This window comes from Streptomyces sp. PA03-6a (genome assembly GCF_033792765.1).
Taxonomy (GTDB): Bacteria; Actinomycetota; Actinomycetes; order Streptomycetales; family Streptomycetaceae; genus Actinacidiphila.
In genome coordinates this window covers 1-19,039 of the sequence record NZ_JARAVK010000081.1, presented here as the reverse complement: position 1 = coordinate 19,039, position 19,039 = coordinate 1, and the positions used below count along the sequence as shown (strand labels likewise).

13 protein-coding genes are annotated in these 19,039 nt (G+C 72.1%); 8 read left to right on the top strand and 5 right to left on the bottom strand.

All coding sequences use genetic code 11. The annotated features are described in order from the left end of the window. Positions 1 to 8: 8 nt before the first annotated feature. From PV350_RS20570 to PV350_RS20550, 5 genes are all read right to left on the bottom strand, one after another. On the bottom strand, positions 9 to 944 hold the full coding sequence (locus PV350_RS20570; RefSeq protein ID WP_499514579.1) for a carbohydrate ABC transporter permease: 936 nt from the start codon (positions 942 to 944) through the stop codon (positions 9 to 11). Positions 945 to 960: 16 nt separating this feature from the next. Continuing rightward, positions 961 to 1,893: a carbohydrate ABC transporter permease gene (locus PV350_RS20565; RefSeq protein WP_499514578.1), complete on the bottom strand. Its 933-nt coding sequence runs from the start codon at positions 1,891 to 1,893 to the stop codon at positions 961 to 963. A gap of 105 nt (positions 1,894 to 1,998) precedes the next feature. After that, positions 1,999 to 3,390 (bottom strand): N-acetylglucosamine/diacetylchitobiose ABC transporter substrate-binding protein, encoded by a 1,392-nt coding sequence (gene ngcE / locus PV350_RS20560; RefSeq protein ID WP_500335255.1) that lies wholly within the window; start codon positions 3,388 to 3,390, stop codon positions 1,999 to 2,001. Between the two features lie 266 nt (positions 3,391 to 3,656). Further along, positions 3,657 to 6,371, bottom strand: a complete 2,715-nt coding sequence (acnA, locus tag PV350_RS20555; protein ID WP_499514576.1) for an aconitate hydratase AcnA — start codon at positions 6,369 to 6,371, stop codon at positions 3,657 to 3,659. A gap of 266 nt (positions 6,372 to 6,637) precedes the next feature. After that, positions 6,638 to 7,465 (bottom strand): isocitrate lyase/PEP mutase family protein, encoded by an 828-nt coding sequence (locus PV350_RS20550; RefSeq protein ID WP_500335246.1) that lies wholly within the window; start codon positions 7,463 to 7,465, stop codon positions 6,638 to 6,640. A gap of 133 nt (positions 7,466 to 7,598) precedes the next feature. Between PV350_RS20550 and PV350_RS20545 the strand changes: the two genes are divergently transcribed. The 8 genes from PV350_RS20545 (at position 7,599) to PV350_RS20510 (ending at position 18,821) form a co-directional block, all read left to right on the top strand. Next, positions 7,599 to 9,089 carry an AlkA N-terminal domain-containing protein gene (locus PV350_RS20545; RefSeq protein WP_499514574.1) on the top strand — a complete coding sequence of 497 codons (1,491 nt, stop codon included), beginning with the start codon at positions 7,599 to 7,601 and terminating at the stop codon, positions 9,087 to 9,089. Between the two features lie 3 nt (positions 9,090 to 9,092). After that, a complete protein-coding gene (locus PV350_RS20540) occupies positions 9,093 to 9,599 on the top strand; it encodes a methylated-DNA--[protein]-cysteine S-methyltransferase (protein WP_500335244.1) in 507 nt (168 codons plus the stop codon). 14 nt (positions 9,600 to 9,613) lie between these two features. Continuing rightward, positions 9,614 to 11,143, top strand: a complete 1,530-nt coding sequence (locus PV350_RS20535; protein ID WP_499514572.1) for a helix-turn-helix domain-containing protein — start codon at positions 9,614 to 9,616, stop codon at positions 11,141 to 11,143. 123 nt (positions 11,144 to 11,266) lie between these two features. Next, positions 11,267 to 12,289, top strand: coding sequence for a hypothetical protein (locus PV350_RS20530; protein ID WP_500335242.1), 1,023 nt, complete (start codon positions 11,267 to 11,269; stop codon positions 12,287 to 12,289). A 50-nt stretch (positions 12,290 to 12,339) separates the two neighbouring features. Beyond that, on the top strand, positions 12,340 to 14,184 hold the full coding sequence (locus tag PV350_RS20525) for an HSP90 family protein (protein ID WP_499514570.1): 1,845 nt from the start codon (positions 12,340 to 12,342) through the stop codon (positions 14,182 to 14,184). Further along, positions 14,184 to 17,078 (top strand): hypothetical protein, encoded by a 2,895-nt coding sequence (locus PV350_RS20520; protein WP_499514569.1) that lies wholly within the window; start codon positions 14,184 to 14,186, stop codon positions 17,076 to 17,078. Before PV350_RS20525 ends, PV350_RS20520 begins: the two co-directional genes overlap by 1 nt. A 145-nt stretch (positions 17,079 to 17,223) precedes the next feature. After that, complete coding sequence (locus tag PV350_RS20515; protein ID WP_499514568.1) at positions 17,224 to 17,577, top strand: YciI family protein; 354 nt, start codon at positions 17,224 to 17,226, stop codon at positions 17,575 to 17,577. An 8-nt stretch (positions 17,578 to 17,585) separates the two neighbouring features. Then, positions 17,586 to 18,821 carry an RNA polymerase sigma factor gene (locus PV350_RS20510; protein ID WP_500335240.1) on the top strand — a complete coding sequence of 412 codons (1,236 nt, stop codon included), beginning with the start codon at positions 17,586 to 17,588 and terminating at the stop codon, positions 18,819 to 18,821. Positions 18,822 to 19,039: the final 218 nt, after the last annotated feature.

Below are 19,039 nucleotides of genomic sequence, written 5' to 3'. Positions count from 1 at the left end.
CCTTCCGGTTACTTCAAGGTGCCGGCCGTCAGACCCGCCTGCACCTGCCGCTGGAAGGAGAGGTAGACCACGAGCACCGGCAGCATCGCGATGGTCATGCCCGCGAAGAGCGCCGGGTAGTCACCGGAGTACCCCTGCTGCTGCGCCAGGTTCACCAGGCCCTGGGCCAGCATCGAGCGGTCCGGGTCGCTGCTGGACTGCTGCTGCTGCAGGGTCATCGGCAGGATGTACTGGTTCCACTGGCCCAGCACGTTGAAGATGCCCACGCTGATCAGGCCCGGCTTCGCCATCGGCAGCATCACCTGGAAGAAGGCCCGGGAGTGGGAACAGCCGTCGATCATGGCCGCCTCGTGCACCGCCGTGGGCAGGGTCCTGAAGAAGGAGTGCATGAAGAAGACGGTGAAGGGCAGCGAGTACGCGACGTAGACCAGGATCAGGCCCTGGTAGGTGTTGAGCATGCCCAGGTTGCTGACCATGAAGAACAACGGCACGAGGGCGAGGTACACCGGGAACATCGCGCCGCCGACGAACAGGTAGAAGATGATCCGGTTGCCGGGGAACTCGTAGCGCGCCAGCACGTACGCCGTCATCGACCCGAGCAGCATCGTCAGCGGCACCGAGAACACCAGCACGATCACCGTGTTCACGAAGAAGTCGCCGATGCCCTTCTCCCAGGCCCGGGAGAACGCGTCGAAGGACCAGTGCGAGGGCCAGGACCAGGCGCTCGCGCCGATCTCGGAATTGTTCTTGAAGGACCCGAGGATGATCCAGCCCAGGGGCAGGAGGATCAGCACGCCCCACAGGACCAGGAAACCGTGCGAGAAGACGTTGAGGGTCGCGCCGCCGTCGGCGAAGCGTTCGCGTTCCGTCTTCTTGCTGCCGATGGTGGTGGGCTGCCCCTTGAAGACCGGTACCGGAGTGGGCTGCTTGATGGGAGTGGCCATGGGATGCGCTCCCCGCTCAGTACTCGATGCGATCGCGGCGGGAGACCCGCAGCGCGATGGCGGAAAGGATCAGGGTGAGGAAGAGGATGACGACGCCCATCGCACAGGCGTAGCCGCTCTTTCCGAAGGTGAGGAAGTTGCGCATCAGGTAGGTCGCCATGACCTCACCGTGGTAGTCCGGGCCGCCGCCGAAGTTCGATCCCGGAGTGAGGACCGAGGCCAGGGCGAAGAAGTCCATCGCGGCGATGGCGAGGTACACCCAGGCCGTCTGCACGCTGTCCCACAGGAGCGGGAGGGTCACCTTGAAGAAGGTCTGCAGGCGGCCGGCGCCGTCCAGCAGGGCGGCCTCGTAGATGTCCTTGGGAACGGACTGCATGGCCGCGGAGAACAGCACCAGGTAGAAACCGACACCGGCCCAGATCTGCACGCCCAGCAGGCACCACATCACCAGGTTGGGACTGTTCAGCCATTCGATCGGGGCCTGTGGGTCCTCGAGGTGCAGTTTGATCAGGATGCCGTTCAGCAGGCCGCTTCCGTCACTTCGGTAGACCGCCTGGAAGAGCACGATGAGAATGGCGACGGAAAGCACCTGGGGGAAGAAGAAGATCACCTTGTAGAAGGCGGATCCGTGCACCCCGCGGACGCCCGTGGTACCGCCGCGGCCGCCCACGTTGAGCATGAAGGCGAAGAAGAGCGCCAGCAGGATCGTGATCACCGGAAGGAACACCAGAAGCAGCACGTTGTGCTGGAGCGCCTGCAGGAAGACGTGGTCCCCGAAGAGCGTCGTGTAATTCTCCAGACCGACGAAATGCATCTCCTGGGACTGCCCGGACCAGTCCGTCAGGGAATACCCGAACGTCTGCAGGTACGGCCAGATCACGAAGACGACGTAGAGCACGACCGGAATGAAGAGGAATCCCGCGATGAACGGGTACTTGCGGTATCGCATGGCGCTGCTCCTGCCATCGGGTAGACCGTCGCACCGGGGCCCCGAACGCCCCCTGGACCATCAGGGAGCACCGGGGCCCCGGTGCGCAAGGGCCGGTGGGAACGTTTAGCCCTTCTTGGCCTTCTCGGCCGCCGCCTTGACCCGCTTGAGCCAGTCGGCGGGCTTGATGCGCTTGGCCATCAGCTCGGCACTGGCGTTCTGCACGTCCGTGTCGAAGGCGCTCTGCGTGTTGGGGTAGTTGTAGTTGAAGACGTTGCTCCCGGCCGCGCTGAGCGCGGTGACGGTGGACTTGGTGCCCGGGCGCAGCTGGACGTCGGAACCGACGCCGTCCTTGAGCACGGTCAGCGAGTTGGCCGTCTGGGCGAACTGGCTCGACGCTTCCTTGGTGAGCATGATCCGCAGGAACTCCAGGCCGCCGGCCTGGTTCTTGGCCTTCTTCGGGACGATGAAGGGCTCACCGGCGCCGGCCCGGATCGCCTCGAAGGGCAGCTTGTCGCCGTCCAGGGAGGGGATCGGCAGGAAGGTCATCTCGAAGTCCGCGGGGGTGGCCTTCAGCTGCTCGTTCTCCAGCCACGAACCGCAGGGGATGAACGCCGCCTTGTACTCGTTCCAGGCGGTCTGCGACTCGATGTGGGTCATGCCGTTGGTGCCGGGGAGCAGGTAGCCCTTGTCGGCGATCTCGTAGACCGCCTCGACGGCCGCCTTGGCGGCGGGCTCGTCCCACACCGTTGGGTCGAGGCTGTCGATCCGCTTCACCAGCTCGGGACCGCCCTGCTTGGCGATGAGGTCCATGACCACGATGTTGATGTAGTAGGGGTACTTGCCCTGGTGGCAGAAGGGCGCCATGCCGGACTTCTTGATCTCCGCGCAGAGCGACATGAAGTCGGCCCAGGTCTTGGGCGCGGTCCAGCCCTTCTCCTTGAAGAGCTTGCCGGAGTACCACAGACCCCAGACGGTGTAGATGTAGGACAGCTGGTACATCTTGCCGTCGTCGAAGCTGCCCGTCTCGATGGTGCCGGGCTGCAGGACGTCCCTGACCTTCTTGCTCGGGTCGTCGATGTAGGGCGCGTCGAGGAGCGGGGTGAGGTCGGTGAGCTGGCCGCTCTTGTAGAGCACGTCCAGCTTGATCTGCTGCGCGCCGGAGTCGTCGACGACGTCCGGCGGGTTGCCGGCGTTGAAGCGGGGCTGGAGCTTGCCGGTGATCTCCTGGGTGCCCAGGTGGCTGATCTTCGCCCCGTCGAACTTCTTCCCGTAGAGCTTCTCGAACGCCTTGGCGTAGTCGTCGCCGTAGCCGCCCTTGAAGATCACGACGTCCAGAGGGGCGTCGTTGGCCACGCCGAAGGGGTTGTCCTTGGACTTCTCGCCCTTCTCGGTGGCCTTGTTGTTGCCGCTGCCGCTGGACGCACAGGCACTCAGCAGACCCGCGGCCGGAGCGGCCAACAGGCCCACCGCTGCAGCCCGCTTGATCAGATCGCGCCGGTTGACGTCGGATCTCATGCTCAAGTCCTCACCTTCTCCAGGACCCATGCGGTGCGGAGTTGAATCTGTGCACGGGCCACGCACCCGTTGTTCCCCCCGCGCAAGCCCGCGTTCAGCGGGCCTCCTGGACGCCGACAGGTATAGTCCACTTCCCGCGAGGTGGGCAAGGTCATGCGCGCTTTTGACGGACAGCTTTCCCTAGTTGAGACCTGCCGGTAACGCGAACGGGCCCGCACCCCCGGCAGGGGTGCGGGCCCGTTCGTCGGGTCCGGACGCGGTGATCCCTACTTGCGGATCAGGGAGCGCAGGACGTACTGCATGATGCCGCCGTTGCGGTAGTAGTCCGCCTCACCGGGGGTGTCGATGCGGACCACGGCGTCGAACTCGACGCCGGTGTCGGTCGTCACCTTGACGGTGCGCGGCGTGGTGCCGTCGTTGAGCTCGGTGATGCCGGTGAACGAGAAGGTCTCCTCACCGGTCAGGCCCAGCGAGGCCGCCGAGGCGCCCTCGGGGAACTGCAGCGGCAGGACGCCCATGCCGATCAGGTTCGAGCGGTGGATGCGCTCGTACGACTCGGCGATGACGGCCTTGACGCCCAGCAGCGCGGTGCCCTTCGCGGCCCAGTCGCGGGAGGAGCCGGAGCCGTACTCCTTACCCGCCAGGACGACCAGCGGGATGCCGGCGGCCTGGTAGTTCTGGGAGGCGTCGTAGATGAACGACACCGGGCCGCCGTCGGCGGTGAAGTCGCGGGTGTAGCCGCCCTCGGTGCCCGGCGCGATCTGGTTGCGCAGGCGGATGTTGGCGAAGGTGCCGCGGATCATGACCTCGTGGTTGCCGCGGCGGGAGCCGTAGGAGTTGAAGTCACGACGCTCCACACCGTGATCGGTGAGGTACTTGCCGGCCGGGGTGTCGGCCTTGATCGCACCGGCCGGGGAGATGTGGTCGGTGGTGACCGAGTCGCCCAGCTTGGCCAGCACGCGGGCACCGGAGATGTCGGTGACCGGGTCCGGCTGGTCCTTCATGCCCTCGAAGTACGGGGGCTTGCGGACGTAGGTCGACTGCGGGTCCCACTCGAAGGTGTTGCCGGTCGGGATCGGCAGCGACTGCCACTGGGCGTCGCCGGCGAAGACGTCCTGGTAGGACGAGGCGAACATGTCCTGGCCGATCGCGGCGGCGACGACCTCGTTGACCTCCTGCTCGGACGGCCAGATGTCCTGCAGGTGGACCGGCTTGCCCTCGGTGTCGGTGCCGATGGCGTCCCGGGTGATGTCCACCTTCATGGAGCCGGCGATGGCGTACGCGACGACCAGCGGCGGGGACGCCAGGTAGTTCATCTTGACGTCCGGGTTGATCCGGCCCTCGAAGTTGCGGTTGCCCGACAGCACCGAGGTGACGGCCAGGTCGTGCTCGTTGACGGCCTTGGAGACCTCGTCCGGCAGCGGGCCGGAGTTGCCGATGCAGGTGGTGCAGCCGTACCCGACCAGGTTGAAGCCCATCTTGTCCAGGTACGGGGTGAGGCCGGCGCGGTCGTAGTAGTCCATGACGACCTTGGAGCCCGGGGCGAGCGTGGTCTTCACCCACGGCTTGCGGGTCAGGCCCTTCTCGACCGCCTTCTTGGCCACCAGGGCGGCGGCGACCATGACGTACGGGTTCGAGGTGTTGGTGCAGGAGGTGATCGCGGCGACGGTGACGGCGCCGTGGTCGATCTCGTACGTGGACCCGTCGGGAGCCGTCACCAGGGTCGGGCGGGTCGGGACGCCGTTGGTGGCGGCCGGGGAGTCGGAGGCCGGGAAGGACTCCTTCCCGGACTCGTCCGCGGTGTCGACGTAGTTGCGCACGTCGCTCTTGAACTGCTCGGCGGCGCTGGCGAGGACGATGCGGTCCTGCGGGCGCTTGGGGCCGGCGATGGAGGGTACGACCGTGGAGAGGTCCAGCTCCAGCTTCTCGGAGAAGTCCGGCTCGGCGGCCGGGTCCAGCCACAGGCCCTGCTCCTTGGCGTACGCCTCGACGAGCGCGAGCTGCTGCTCCGAACGGCCGGTCAGCTTCAGGTAGTTAATGGTCTCCGCATCGATCGGGAAGATCGCCGCGGTGGAGCCGAACTCCGGCGACATGTTGCCGATCGTGGCGCGGTTGGCGAGCGAGGTGGCGGAGACGCCCTCGCCGTAGAACTCGACGAACTTGCCGACGACACCGTGCTTGCGCAGCATCTCGGTGATGGTCAGCACGAGGTCGGTGGCGGTGGTGCCGGTGGGGAGCTCGCCGGTCAGCTTGAAGCCGACGACGCGCGGGATCAGCATGGAGACCGGCTGGCCGAGCATGGCGGCCTCGGCCTCGATGCCGCCGACGCCCCAGCCCAGCACGCCGAGGCCGTTGACCATGGTGGTGTGCGAGTCGGTGCCGACGAGGGTGTCGGGGTAGGCCTGGCCGTTCCGGACCATGACGGTGCGGGCCAGGTGCTCGATGTTCACCTGGTGGACGATGCCGGTGCCCGGCGGGACGACCTTGAACTCGTCGAACGCGGTCTGGCCCCAGCGCAGGAACTGGTAGCGCTCCTTGTTGCGGCCGTACTCCAGCTCCACGTTCTGCGCGAAGGAGTCCGGGGTGCCGAACTTGTCGGCGATGACCGAGTGGTCGATGACCAGCTCGGCCGGGGCCAGCGGGTTGATGCGGGACGGGTCGCCGCCCAGCTCCTTGACGGCCTCGCGCATGGTGGCGAGGTCCACCACGCAGGGCACGCCGGTGAAGTCCTGCATGATCACGCGGGCCGGCGTGAACTGGATCTCCTGGCTCGGCTGGGCCTGGGAGTCCCAGCCGCCGAGCGCACGGATGTGGTCGGCCGTGATGTTGGCGCCGTCCTCGGTGCGGAGCAGGTTCTCCAGCAGCACCTTCAGGCTGTAAGGGAGGCGCGCGGAGCCCTCGACCTTGTCCAGCCGGAAGATCTCGTACGACTCGTCGCCCACCTGCAGGGTGCTGCGGGCGTCGAAGCTGTTCGCCGACACGACAGTCTCCTTCGTAACTTTGCGCGTACCACCGCAATGCTGCCGCTTCGACCCCTGGCCGATCCGCTAAGGTAAGGCTAAGTAAGGCGAGCCTTACCTCTGGCGGCAGCGGTGCGCCTTGGCAGATATCTCGATGTCGAGATAACTCTAATACATCACCGCTGCCGGGTCATGCGCTGGGCCGCCCGTGTGCGGCATCACGCCCTTTCGCATGCCCCCCACGGGCCCGTCCCGCCCCGCCAGGGTGCCGCCGTGAGGCCCCGCGCTCAGGCCTGCGGGAGCATCAGTGCGTTCAGCTCGCCCCAGGGGATGCCGCCCGCGACGGCGGCGTACGTGCCGGTGGCGAGCAGCTCGCGGGCGGCGCGGTCGACGAGGGCGTAGGCGGCCTCGGCGACCGCGCTGCCGAGGCTGACGCGCGCGGCGCCGGCGGAGGCCAGTACGGACACCGGCGGCGCGCCGGGCCCGGCGAGGATGCCGACGGGGGCGTCGATGCCCTCGGCCAGGGCGGCGACGACGGCCGGGTCGGTCACGCCGGGCACGAAGATGCCGTCGGCGCCCGCCGCGAGGTAGCCGGCGGCGCGCTCCAAGGTCTCCCCCAGGTCGCCGGCGCCCCGCAGGAAGGTGTCGGTGCGGGCGTGGACGAACAACGGCACCCCGGCCTCGTCGGCGGCGCGGCGGGCGGCGGCGATGCGGGCGGCCTGTCCGTCGGCCGTGCGCAGCGGCGCGGGACCGCCGTTGTGGGAGTCCTCGATGTTGATCCCGACCGCGCCCGCGGCCAGCACCGCCCGCACCGTCTCCGCGACGCCCTCGGGGTCGGCCGCGTAGCCGCCCTCGACGTCGGCGCTGACGGGGACCGAGACGGCCGCGGCGACCCGCGCGGTCAGCTCCAGCGCGAGGCCGCGGTCGACGTGGTCGCCGTCCGCGGTGCCCAGGGTCCAGGAGACCCCGGAACTGGTGGTGGCGACGGCGGCGGCCCCGGCGCGCTCGGCGACGCGGGCACTGGCGGCGTCCCAGGCGTTGGTCAGCAGCAGCGGGCGCCCGGGGACGTGGAGGGAACGGAAGAGTTCGGCCTTGGCCTTGAGTTCGCTGATCACGGACCGCAGTCCATCACCGGCCCGGCCCCGGGTCCGGCGGATTTCCGACACCTACGTCCCGCGCCGCCTCCCCGTACGTCCACGTCGGATTCTCGCTAGCCCCGGCCCGCGCGGGCCACGGATGCTGGGGGATGTGCATGAGGACTTCGAGCGCTGTGTGCGCGCCGTGCAGTCGAAGGACTCCCGTTTCGACGGGTGGTTCTTCACCGCGGTGCTGACCACCCGCATCTACTGCCGGCCCGGCTGCCCCGCGGTGCCGCCGAAGCCGCAGAACATGACCTTCTACCCGAGCGCGGCCGCCGCCCAGCAGGCCGGGTTCCGCGCCTGCAAGCGCTGCCGCCCCGACGCCGCCCCCGGTTCCCCGCGGTGGAACGAGCGGGCGGACCTGGTGGCCCGCGCCATGCGCCTGATCGCGGACGGGGTCGTCGACCGGGACGGCGTACCCGGGCTCGCGGCGCGTCTCGGCTACAGCACCCGGCAGGTGGAGCGGCAACTGCGGGCCGAACTCGGGGCCGGGCCGCTCGCCCTCGCCCGTGCGCAGCGGGCGCAGACGGCCCGCCTGCTGGTCGAGACCTCGGCGCTGCCCATGGCCGACGTCGCCTTCGCCGCCGGCTTCAGCAGCATCCGCACCTTCAACGACACCGTGCGCGAGGTCTTCGCGCTCACCCCGAGCGAGCTGCGGACGCGGGCGGCACGGGGGCGGCACCGCGCCCCCGCCGCCGACGTGGCGGGCTCGCTGGCGCTGCGGCTGCCCTTCCGGGCACCGCTGTGCCCCGGCAACCTCTTCGGGCATCTGGCCGCGACCGCCGTGCCGGGCGTGGAGGAGTGGCGGGAGGGTGCGTACCGCCGCACACTGCGGCTGCCCCACGGCCACGGGATCGTGGCCCTGCGGCCCGAGCCCGACCACGTCGCCTGCCGGCTCTCCCTCACCGACTGGCGGGACCTGTCGCACGCGATCAGCCGCTGCCGGTGGCTGCTCGACCTGGACGCCGACCCGGTCGCCGTCGACGGGCTGCTCCGGGAGGACCCGCTGCTCGCCCCGTACGTGGACAAGGACCCCGGGCGCCGGGTGCCGCGCACCGTGGACGGGCCCGAGTTCGCGGTGCGCGTGGTGCTCGGGCAGCAGGTGTCGACCGCCGCGGCGCGCACGCTGGCCGGCAGGCTGGTGACGGCGCACGGCGAGCCCGTCGCCGACCCCGGCGGCGGGCTGACCCACCTGTTCCCCTCGCCGTGGGCGCTGACGGCCCTGGACCCGGGGTCCCTGGCGATGCCGGGCACCCGGCGGGCCACGCTGACCTCCCTGGTCGCCGCGCTCACCGAGGGGGGCCTGGACCTGGACGTCGGCAGCGACTGGGAGAAGGCCCGGCGGCAGCTCGCCGCGCTGCCGGGCTTCGGCCCCTGGTCGGTCGAGGTCGTCGCGATGCGGGCGCTCGGCGACCCGGACGCCTTCCCCGCCACCGATTTGGGCGTACGGCTTGCCGCGGGAAAACTGGGCCTCCCCACGACCCCCGCGGCCCTCGTCCGGCGGGCCGCGGCCTGGCGGCCGTGGCGCGCGTACGCCGTACAGCACCTGTGGGCCACCGGCGACCACCCCGTCAACGTCCTGCCCGCCGAACCGGCCTGAGGAATGATCATGTCCCTTCGCACACACGCCCTGATCGACAGCCCCGTCGGGCCGCTGACCCTGGTCGCGACCGACGGCGTCCTGTCCGGTCTCTACATGCCCGCGCAGCGTCACCGCCCGCCGGAGGAGTCCTTCGGCGCGCGCCGCGACCCGGTGACGTCGCCGTTCGCGCGGGCCGCCGTGCAGCTGCGGGCGTACTTCACGGGCGAGTTGACCGCCTTCGACCTGCCGCTTGACCTGCGCGGCACCCCCTTCCAGCAGCGCGTCTGGGCGGGTCTGCGGGCCATCCCGTACGGCACCGTGATGACGTACGGTCAGCTGGCGCAGGAACTCGGCAGCCCCGGCGCGTCGCGCGCCGTCGGGCTCGCCAACGGACGCAACCCGGTCGGCATCATCGTGCCCTGCCACCGTGTGGTCGGGGCCTCCGGCAGCCTCACCGGATACGGGGGCGGACTGGAGCGCAAGCGGTACCTGCTGGACCTGGAGCTCGGGTTGCCATCTCATATGTGAGATAGTCTTTCCGCATGGGAGACGACTACCTCGCACGCATCGGCAAGCTCATCCGTGACGCCCGCCAGCACCGGGGCTGGACCCAGTCCCAACTGGCGGAGGCGCTCGGGACCAGCCAGAGCGCGGTGAACCGTATTGAACGCGGCAACCAGAACATCAGCCTTGAGATGATCGCCCGAATCGGTGAAGCGCTCGACAGCGAGATCGTCTCCCTCGGCTATGCGGGTCCCATGCACCTGCGTGTCGTGGGCGGGCGCCGGCTCTCCGGCTCCATCGACGTCAAGACCAGCAAGAACGCGTGCGTGGCGCTGCTGTGCGCCACGCTGCTGAACTCCGGGCGGACCACCCTGCGCCGCGTCGCGCGGATCGAGGAGGTCTACCGCATCCTGGAGGTGCTGAACAGCATCGGCGTGCGGACCCGCTGGATCAACGACGGCAACGACCTGGAGATCGTCCCGCCCGCGCGGCTGGAGCTGGACGCCATGGACACCGACGCCGCCCGCCGCACCCGCAGCGTGATCATGTTCCTCGGCCCCCTGATGCACCGCACCGACCGCTTCCGCATCCCGTACGCGGGCGGCTGCGACCTCGGCACCCGTACCGTCCAGCCGCACATGACCGCCCTGCGGCACTTCGGGCTGGAGGTGACCGCCACCAGCGGGATGTACCACGCCCGGGTCGCCCCCTCGGTGGCCCCGCGGCGGCCGATCGTGCTGACCGAGCGCGGCGACACCGTGACCGAGAACGCGCTCCTGGCGGCCGCCCGGCACGACGGGGTGACCGTCATCCGCAACGCCAGCTCGAACTACATGGTCCAGGACCTGTGCTTCTTCCTGGAGGAGCTGGGCGTCCGGGTGGACGGCATCGGCACCACCACGCTGACCGTGCACGGTGTCACCGAGATCGACCGGGACGTGGACTACGCGCCCTCCGAGGACCCGGTGGAGGCCATGAGCCTGCTGGCCGCGGCCGTGGTCACCGAGTCCGAGCTGACCATCCGGCGGGTGCCGGTGGAGTTCCTGGAGATCGAGCTGGCGGTCCTGGAGGAGATGGGCCTGGACCACGAGCGCTCCGCCGAGTACCCCGCCGACAACGGCCGCACCCGGCTGATCGACCTCACCGTGCGCCCCTCCAAGCTGCGCTCCCCCATCGACAAGATCCACCCCATGCCCTTCCCGGGCCTCAACATCGACAACGTGCCCTTCTTCGCGGCCATCGCCGCCACGGCCCAGGGCTCGACCCTGATCCACGACTGGGTCTACGACAACCGCGCCATCTACCTCACCGAGCTGACCCGGCTCGGCGCCAACGTCAAGCTGCTGGACCCGCACCGGGTTCTGGTCGAGGGCCCGACCCGCTGGCGCACCGCCGAGATGATGTGCCCGCCGGCCCTGCGGCCCGCCGTGGTGACCCTGCTGGCGATGCTCGCCGCCGAGGGCACCTCGGTGCTGCGGAACGTGTACGTCATCAACCGCGGCTACGAGGAGCTGGCCGAGCGGCTCAACTCCATCGGGGCGCAGATCGAGACGTTCCGCGACATCTGACCCGTCCCGCCCCTCCTGACCGGCAAACCGGCTACTCCCCCGCAAGGTGGCCGTGATAGTCATGCTCCGGGCCGTGGATCATGGCCCATGGGGGAGGAACGGCCAGGCCAGGAGGGGGTCTTCATGGTGGCGGTCCGAGGTGGTACCGCGGGCGGGACGGTGGACGGCAACGCGCGGCGCAGTTCCGCGTTCTCACTGAGGCGGTGGGCGCCGCGCCCGTCGCCCCGGCTCGACCCGGCGCGGGGCAACCCCGCGCTCGCGGGCCTGCGCGCGGCCGCCGCCGCGGCGGACTGGCCCGCGATCCGGGAGCGGCTGTCGGCGGTGACCGACGACCGTGAGCGCAGCTGGCTCGTGGCGAACGTCGTGGACGTCGACGGCTGGGAGCGCTGGATGCCGGCCGTCGTGGCGGCCGAACCCGACTCCGGGCTCGCCCGGCTGGTCGCGGGCGCCCGCCAGGTGACCTGGGCCTGGGAGGCCCGGACCGGACTGCGCGCGCAGCACGTCTCGCGTGAGCAGTTCCAGGTGTTCCACGAGCGCCTCGAGGTGGCCGAGGACCTGCTGTACCGGGCCGCGGAACTCGAACCCGCATGGGCGTCCCCCTGGTACTTCCTGCAGATGAGCGGCCGGGGGCTGCAGGTCGGCCCGGACCTCGCACGGCTGCGCTTCGAGGCCACCGTACGGCGCTCCCCGCTGCACCTGGGGGCGCACCAGCAGCAGTTGCAGCAGGTGTGCCGCAAGTGGGGCGGTTCGCACGAGGAGATGCACGCCTTCGCCCGGGAGTCCATGCTCGCCGCCCCCGAGGGCAGCGACATGGGCGTGCTCGTCGCGGTCGCGCACCTCGAGCACTGGGGCGACCTGGACCGCGGCGACGACACGGCGTACATGCTCCGCCTGCAGGTCGAGAAGGAGCTGCACGAGGCCGCGGACCGCTCCTACCGGAACCCGGCGTACCAGGGCTCGATCGACCCGGTCGGGACGCTCAACACCTTCGCCATGGCCTTCGCGCTGGCCGGCGAGAAGAAGGCGGCGGCCGAGGCGTTCGCCGCCACCGGCGGAGTCGTCACCGAGTTCCCGTGGCAGTACCTCAACGGCAACGACCCGGTGGCGGCCTACCGCACCCTGCGGTCCCGCGCCGGACGTCCCTGACCGCCCCGCGCCCCGTTCCCCGTCCGCGCACCGCCCGGAAGGCCCCTTCGGTGTCCCAGTCCCCGTCAGCGCACACGTTCCAGGTCGACCTGCGCGGCCTGGTCGACCTGCTCTCCCACCACCTCTACTCCAGCCCCCGCGTCTACCTGCGGGAGCTGCTGCAGAACGCCGTCGACGCGATCACCGCCCGGCAGGCGGTCCAGCCGGGCGCACCGGCCAGGATCACCGTGCGGACCGGTGAGACGCTCAGCGTCACCGACACCGGTGTCGGGCTGAGCGAGGCCGACGTGCACACCTTCCTCGCCACCATCGGGCGCAGCTCCAAGCGCGCCGCCGACGGCGAGATCGAGGCCGCCCGCGGCGACTTCATCGGCCAGTTCGGCATCGGGCTGCTGGCCTGCTTCGTGGTGGCCGACGAGATCACCGTCGTCAGCCGCCCGGCGACCGCCCCCGGCGCCCCGGCCGTCGAATGGCGCGGCCGCTCCGACGGCAGCTACACCCTCCGCACGCTCCCCGCCGGCGCGCTCCCCGAGCCGGGCACGCGCGTGACGCTGACCCCGCGCGCGGACGCGGGCGAGTGGACGGAGCCCGGCCGGGTGGCGTCGCTGGCCCGGCACTACGGCAGCCTGCTGCGGCACGAGGTCACCGTCGTCGACCCGCGCGGCGAGACGACCCTGATCAACGAGACGCCGCCATGGGAGCGCCGCCACGGCTCCCCGCTGGCCCGCGCCGAGGCGCTCGCCGAGCACTGCCGCACGACGTTCGGCTTCACCCCGCTCGACACCATCGACCTCGACCTGCCCGTCGCCGGGCTGCGCGGCGTGGCCTACGTACTGCCGACCCCCGTCAACCCGTCGGAGCGGGCCGGGCACCGGGTGCACCTGAAGGGCATGCTGCTCTCGGACCGGGCCGCCGAACTCCTGCCGGAGTGGGCGTTCTTCGTCCGCTGCGTCGTGGACGTCACCAGCCTGCGCCCGACGGCCTCCCGCGAGGCGCTGTACGAGGACGAGACCCTGGCCGCCGTCCGCGACGCGCTGGGCGCCCGCATCCGCGACTGGCTGACCGGGCTCGCCGCCAGCGACCCGGCGCTCCTGCGGCGCTTCATCGACAGCCACCACCTCGCCGTCAAGGCGCTGGCCCGCTACGACGACGCACTGCTGCGGATGCTGCTGCCATGGCTGCCCTTCGAGACCACGGACGGCAACGTCACCCTGGAGGAGTTCGCCCGCGCCCACCCCACGGTGCTGGTCACCCGCAGCGTCGACGAGTTCCGGCAGGTCGCCCCGATCGCGGCGGCGGCCGGCCTCGGCGTCGTCAACGGCGGCTACACCTACGACCGGGACCTGGTGCACCGGCTGCCGGAGATCCGTCCCGGCACCACGGTCACCGACCTGGACCCGGCCACCATGACCGCGCACCTCGACCCGGTCGACTCGGCCGCCGAACTCGCCGCCGCCTCCTTCCTCGCGGTCGCCCGCGAGGTCGTCGGCCAGTACGACTGCGACGTCGTGCTGCGGGCCTTCCAGCCGGTCACGGCGCCCGCGCTGCTCCTGGACGACCGCGAGGCACGCCACGAGCGCACCCGGTCCGGCCTCGCGGAGAGCAGCGACGGGCTGTGGGCGGACATCCTCGGCTCGCTGCGCACGCAGGCCCCGCGGGCGCAGCTCGTCCTCAACCACCTCAACCCGCTGGTGCGCCGGGCCGCCACCGTCACCGAGCGCGGGCTGGCCCTCACCACGGCCGAGGCCCTGTACGGGCAGGCGCTGCTGCTCACCCGGCGGCCGCTGAAGTCCTCGGAGAGCGCGCTGCTCAACCGGGCCTTCATCGGTCTGCTCACCCACGCCATGCACGACCAGGACACCCCCGCGTCCGGGCCGGACGCCAAGGAGCACTGATGCTGGACACCCCCGAGGCTGTGTTCGAGGCGCTCCGCGAGAACAATGAGCGCCCCTACGGCACGCCCCGCACCGTGACCGCCGAGGAACTGGTCGAGGCGGCCGAGCAGTTCGAGGAGAAGGACGTCCTCGTGACGGCGCTGCTCGAACTCATGTCGGCGTACGAGTACGCCGCCGAGCACCGCAAGTCGCCGGTCGTCTTCGCCCGGATCCTCAAGTTGTGGGAGGAGGTGCCCGGCTCCTTCAGCGAGTGGGAGGGCCACCAGGTGCTGTGGCGCCACAAGTGGGTGACGACCTCGCTGCTCCAGGTGCCGGACGTCCCGCTGGCGACGGTCCACGGGTGGGTCGGCCAGATGGGAGAGCGCTACCGGGCGGCCGGTGAGGGCCTGCAGCCGGTGGCGGCCATGCGGCACCGGATCGCCGCCCACACCGGCGCGGACCGCGAGACGGCCTGGGACCTGTGGGTCACCCGGCGCCAGGAGCGGCTCAGCGACTGCCCGGCCTGCGAGACCCGGCACCAGGGACTGCACCACCTCGCGGCGGGCGACGACGAGCGGGCCCTGCGGACCTGGGAACCGGTCCTCGAGGGCGTCCAGACCTGCGAGGAGGAGCCCTGGGTCACCCAGGCCCACGCCCTGCTGCCGTTGCTGCGCCTCGGCCGCACCGACGAGGCCCGCTCCCACCATCTGACGGGCTACCGGCACGCCCGGGGCCGGATCGGCATGGCCGAGGAGACCGGACTGCACGTGGAGTTCTGCGCGCTGTCCGGCAACGAGGGCCGGGCGCTGGAGATCCTCGCCGAGAACCGCGCCCTCTTCGGCACCACCGGCGCGCCGCTGTCGCTGCTCGGTTTCCTCACCGGCGTCGAGGTCCTCACCCGGCGCCTGGTCGACGAGGGGCACGACGCGACCCCCGTCGCCGGACCGCTGGGGCGCACCTGGACCGCGCGGGAACTGCAGGACCACGTGAGCGAGCAGGGCGACACCCTGGCCGCGGCGTTCGACCGGCGCAACGGCACCGCCGCCGTCGGCGAGCGCCGCCGGGCACGCCTGACCCGGCGCCCGCCGCTCGCCGAGCCGCTGGCACTCGGTCTGCGCACCGCGGCCGTGCCGTCACCGGCGGCCCCGCCCATGGCCGTGGCCGCGCGGGAGGTGCCCGAAGACTTCGTCGAACTGGTGGAGAAGGCCCGCGAGATGGGGGACGCGGGCCGTCCCGGCGACGAGGAGCTGTGGCGCCGGATCGCCGAGCGCGCCGGCGCCGAGGGCCATGTGCACGACCCCCGGCTGGGCCCGGAGGAGCGGCTGCGGGCCGAACTGGCCGAGCACCGCGCCTTCGCGGCCATGGAGGACGAGGACCGGACAGCGGCCAGGGCCGCGCTCACCGAGGCACGGGAGCTGTTCGCCCTGGCCGGCATGCCCGAGCGCGTCCTGACCTCCCGCGCGCGGCTGGCGTCGGTGGGCGTGGAGCCCGGCCCGGAGGCCGTCGCGGGCCGGGCGGAGCTGGACGCGGTGCGGACCGAGGCCCGCGCACTGGTGGACGAGGGCTCCGCCGAGGTCCGGCGCGCCTACTGCGTCGTGCTGCAGTGCCGTGCCTACCTCGCCCACACCGAGGCGGCGGCCACGCTGCCGGACGTCCCCGCGGAACTGCGCGAGCGCTTCGAGGCGGCCGTGGCCGAGGCCCTGGCGGAGTCGGAGCGGCTCGGCATCCCGGAGCGCACGGTCAACACCCGGATGTCCGCCGCCGATCTCGCGGCACGCTCCGGGGACCTGGACGGGGCCGAACGGGAACTGCGGAGCGCGCTGCGGGTCGTGGAGGCGGCCGGAACCCCCTGGCGCGCCACCCGCCCGCGGGGCCTGCTCGGCCAGGTTCTGCTGCAGCAGCACCGCCCCGAGGAGGCCATGGAGCAGTTCCACGGCGCGCTCGCCACGGCCACCGCCCACAACGACACCGCGTTCCCGGTGGCGCGCACCCACGCGCTGCTCGGCCACGCCGCCGACCACGCGGGCGACCTGAACGCCGCCGTGCGCCACCTGTCCGACGCCGCGGCGCGACTGGACCGCGAGGACGACAACGCGGGCGCCGCCGAACTGCGGGTGGAGCTGGCGGACGTGCTCGCCCGCGCCGACCGCCAGGCGGACGCCGTCGCCGTGCTGGAGTCGCTGGTCGGCGACGAGGCCGCGGCCGGCATGGACGAACGCGCCCTGGCCCAGGCCCGGCTGCTGCTGGCGCGGGGCCTGCGGGAACTGGAGGAGCACCGCGCGAGCGCCGAGCAGTTCCTGCTGCTGGCCGACGCCGTCCAGGGGTGGGAGGAGCAGTTCACGCACACGCTCGCCGCCTGCGAGGCCGCCGTCGCCCTGCTGCAGGCCGGCAGCGAGGACGCGGCGCGCTCCGCGTACGACCGCGCCGTCGCCTCGCACGCGAAGGGGCCGAACCCGCACGCGGTCGCGGAGATGATGCGGGACTTCGCAGGCTCCGCCGTCTCGGCACAGGGCGCCGAGGGCCTGGAGACCGCCCTGGACCACCTGCGCCGGGCCGACGAGGTGCTGGCGGCCGTGCCCGCGGACGACGAGGACTTCGCCCTCTGGTACGAGAGCGGCGCCACGCACTACCAGCGCGGCCGGGCCTATGCCGGCGCCGAGCGCTTCCCCGAGGCGCTCGCCGAACTGGAGCGGGCGATCGCCGCCCACGGGGAGGGCGGGCCGCGGGGCGAGGCGCCGCGCGCCGAGGCCGTCCGGGTCGCCGCCCTCGTCGAGGCGAACGGCCTGGACCGGCCGGACGCGGCCCTGTCCCGTCTCGGTGCCGCGATCACCCGGTGCCGGGCGGCGGGGCTCGACCACGCGGCCGTGGTCCTGTCCCGGGTCAGGGACGAGGTGTCGTCGCACCGCCGGGGCTGACACCCGTGGTACGAACGAGGCGACCGCCCTCGGCGCCCGTCCCCCGGACATCCGCAGGGCGCGGGGTGTCGATCCGGGCGGTCGCCGTTCGTGTAGAGGGTGGAACGCCGGCGAAGGGCCGGCCCGGACCGCGAGGACGCCCGACATGAAGCACTACCTGCTCAGCGTGTACCAGCCCGAGGGGACCCCGCCGCCGCCCGAGTTCCTCGCCCGGGTCCTGGCCGACCTGGACGTCCTCAACCGGGAGATGAAGGAGGCCGGGGCCTGGGTCTTCGGCGCGGGGCTGAACGCCCCGGACACGGCCACCGTGCTGCGGCCGCGGGGCGAGGAGGTGCTCGTCACGGACGGGCCGTTCGCGGAGAGCAAGGAGTACCTCGGCGGCTTCACGATCATCAAGGCGGCCGACCTCGACGCCGCGCTCGCCTGGGGCCGCCGGCTGGCCCGGGTGACCACGCTGCCCATCGAGGTCCGGCCCTTCGCGCACGAGGTCGAGGACTGACGGCCGGCGTGCCGGAACCGGGCGCACCGGAGGTCGAGCGGGTCTTCCGCGAGGAGTACGGGCGCGCGGTGGCCGTCCTGGTCCGCCGGTTCGGCGACATCGACGTCGCCGAGGAGGCGGTCCAGGACGCCTTCACCACGGCCGTCCAGCGGTGGCCGCGGACCGGGCTGCCGCCGAGCCCCGCGGGGTGGATCATCACCACCGCCCGCAACCGCGCGATCGACCGGCTGCGCCGGGAGGCGGCCCGCGAGGACCGGCACGCCCGGGCCGCCCTGCTGCAGGACGCCCGGGACGTCCGGGAACCCGGCGAGGAGGGCCCCGTGCGGGACGAACGGCTCCGTCTGCTCTTCACCTGCTGCCACCCCGCGCTCGCCCCGGCCTCACGGGTGGCGCTGACGCTCCGGCTGCTGGGCGGGCTCACCACCGCCGAGATCGCCCGGGCCTTCCTCGTCCCCGAGACCACCATGGCCCAGCGCCTGGTCAGGGCGAAGGGCAAGATCCGTGACGCCCGGATCCCGTACCGCGTCCCGGACGAGGCCGACCTGCCCGAACGGCTCGGCGCCGTCCTCGCGGTGGTGTACCTGGTCTTCAACGAGGGGTACCTGCCCGGCTCCGGGGACCGCCTGGTCCGCGAGGACCTGTGCGCCGAGGCGATCCGCCTGGGCCGGCTGATGGCCGGGCTCATGCCCGACGAGCCCGAGGTGCTGGGGCTGCTCGCCCTGATGCTGCTGGTCCAGGCACGCCGCCCGGCCCGCACCGCCGCGGACGGCGGAGCGGTGCCGCTGGCCGAGCAGGACCGCGCCCTGTGGGACCGGCCGCTGGTCGCGGAGGGCCGGGCACTGGTCCGCCGCTGCCTCCGGCTCGGCCGGCCGGGGCCGTACCAGATCCAGGCGGCGATCAGCGCCGTGCACAGCGACGCCCCGGTCGCGGCCGCCACGGACTGGCGGCAGATCCTGGCGCTCTACGACCAGTTGACGACGCTCGCGCCGGGCCCCGTGGTCGCCCTCAACCGCGCCGTCGCCCTCGCCGAGGTCGAGGGTCCCGCCGCCGCGCTCGCCGCCGTCGACGGCCTCCCCCTGGAGGGCTACCCCGCCTTCCACGCCGTCCGCGCCGACCTCCTGCGCCGCCTGGGCCGTACGCCCGAGGCCGCGCAGGCCTACGGAGCAGCCGCCGCCCGCACCGAGAACGAGGCCGAACGGGACTTCCTGCGGCGCAGACGTGAGGCGCTCGACGGCCCGAAGTGACCGCCTTGCGGGGCCACCTCCGCCGCGACGGCGTGTGGCCCGGGCCTTCCGGGACCGGCGATACCGCGCACGGGCCCGGACGCGGGCCGAAGCGCGGCCCCCGGCACACCCGCACGGGAGCTAGGCCGTGTCGTCAAAGGAGCGCCGGCCGCCCGGAGGGCGGGCCCAGCGGCGTCTGGTGCGGTGCATCGTAAGGCGGAGAGTCGTCCTCGTAGTGG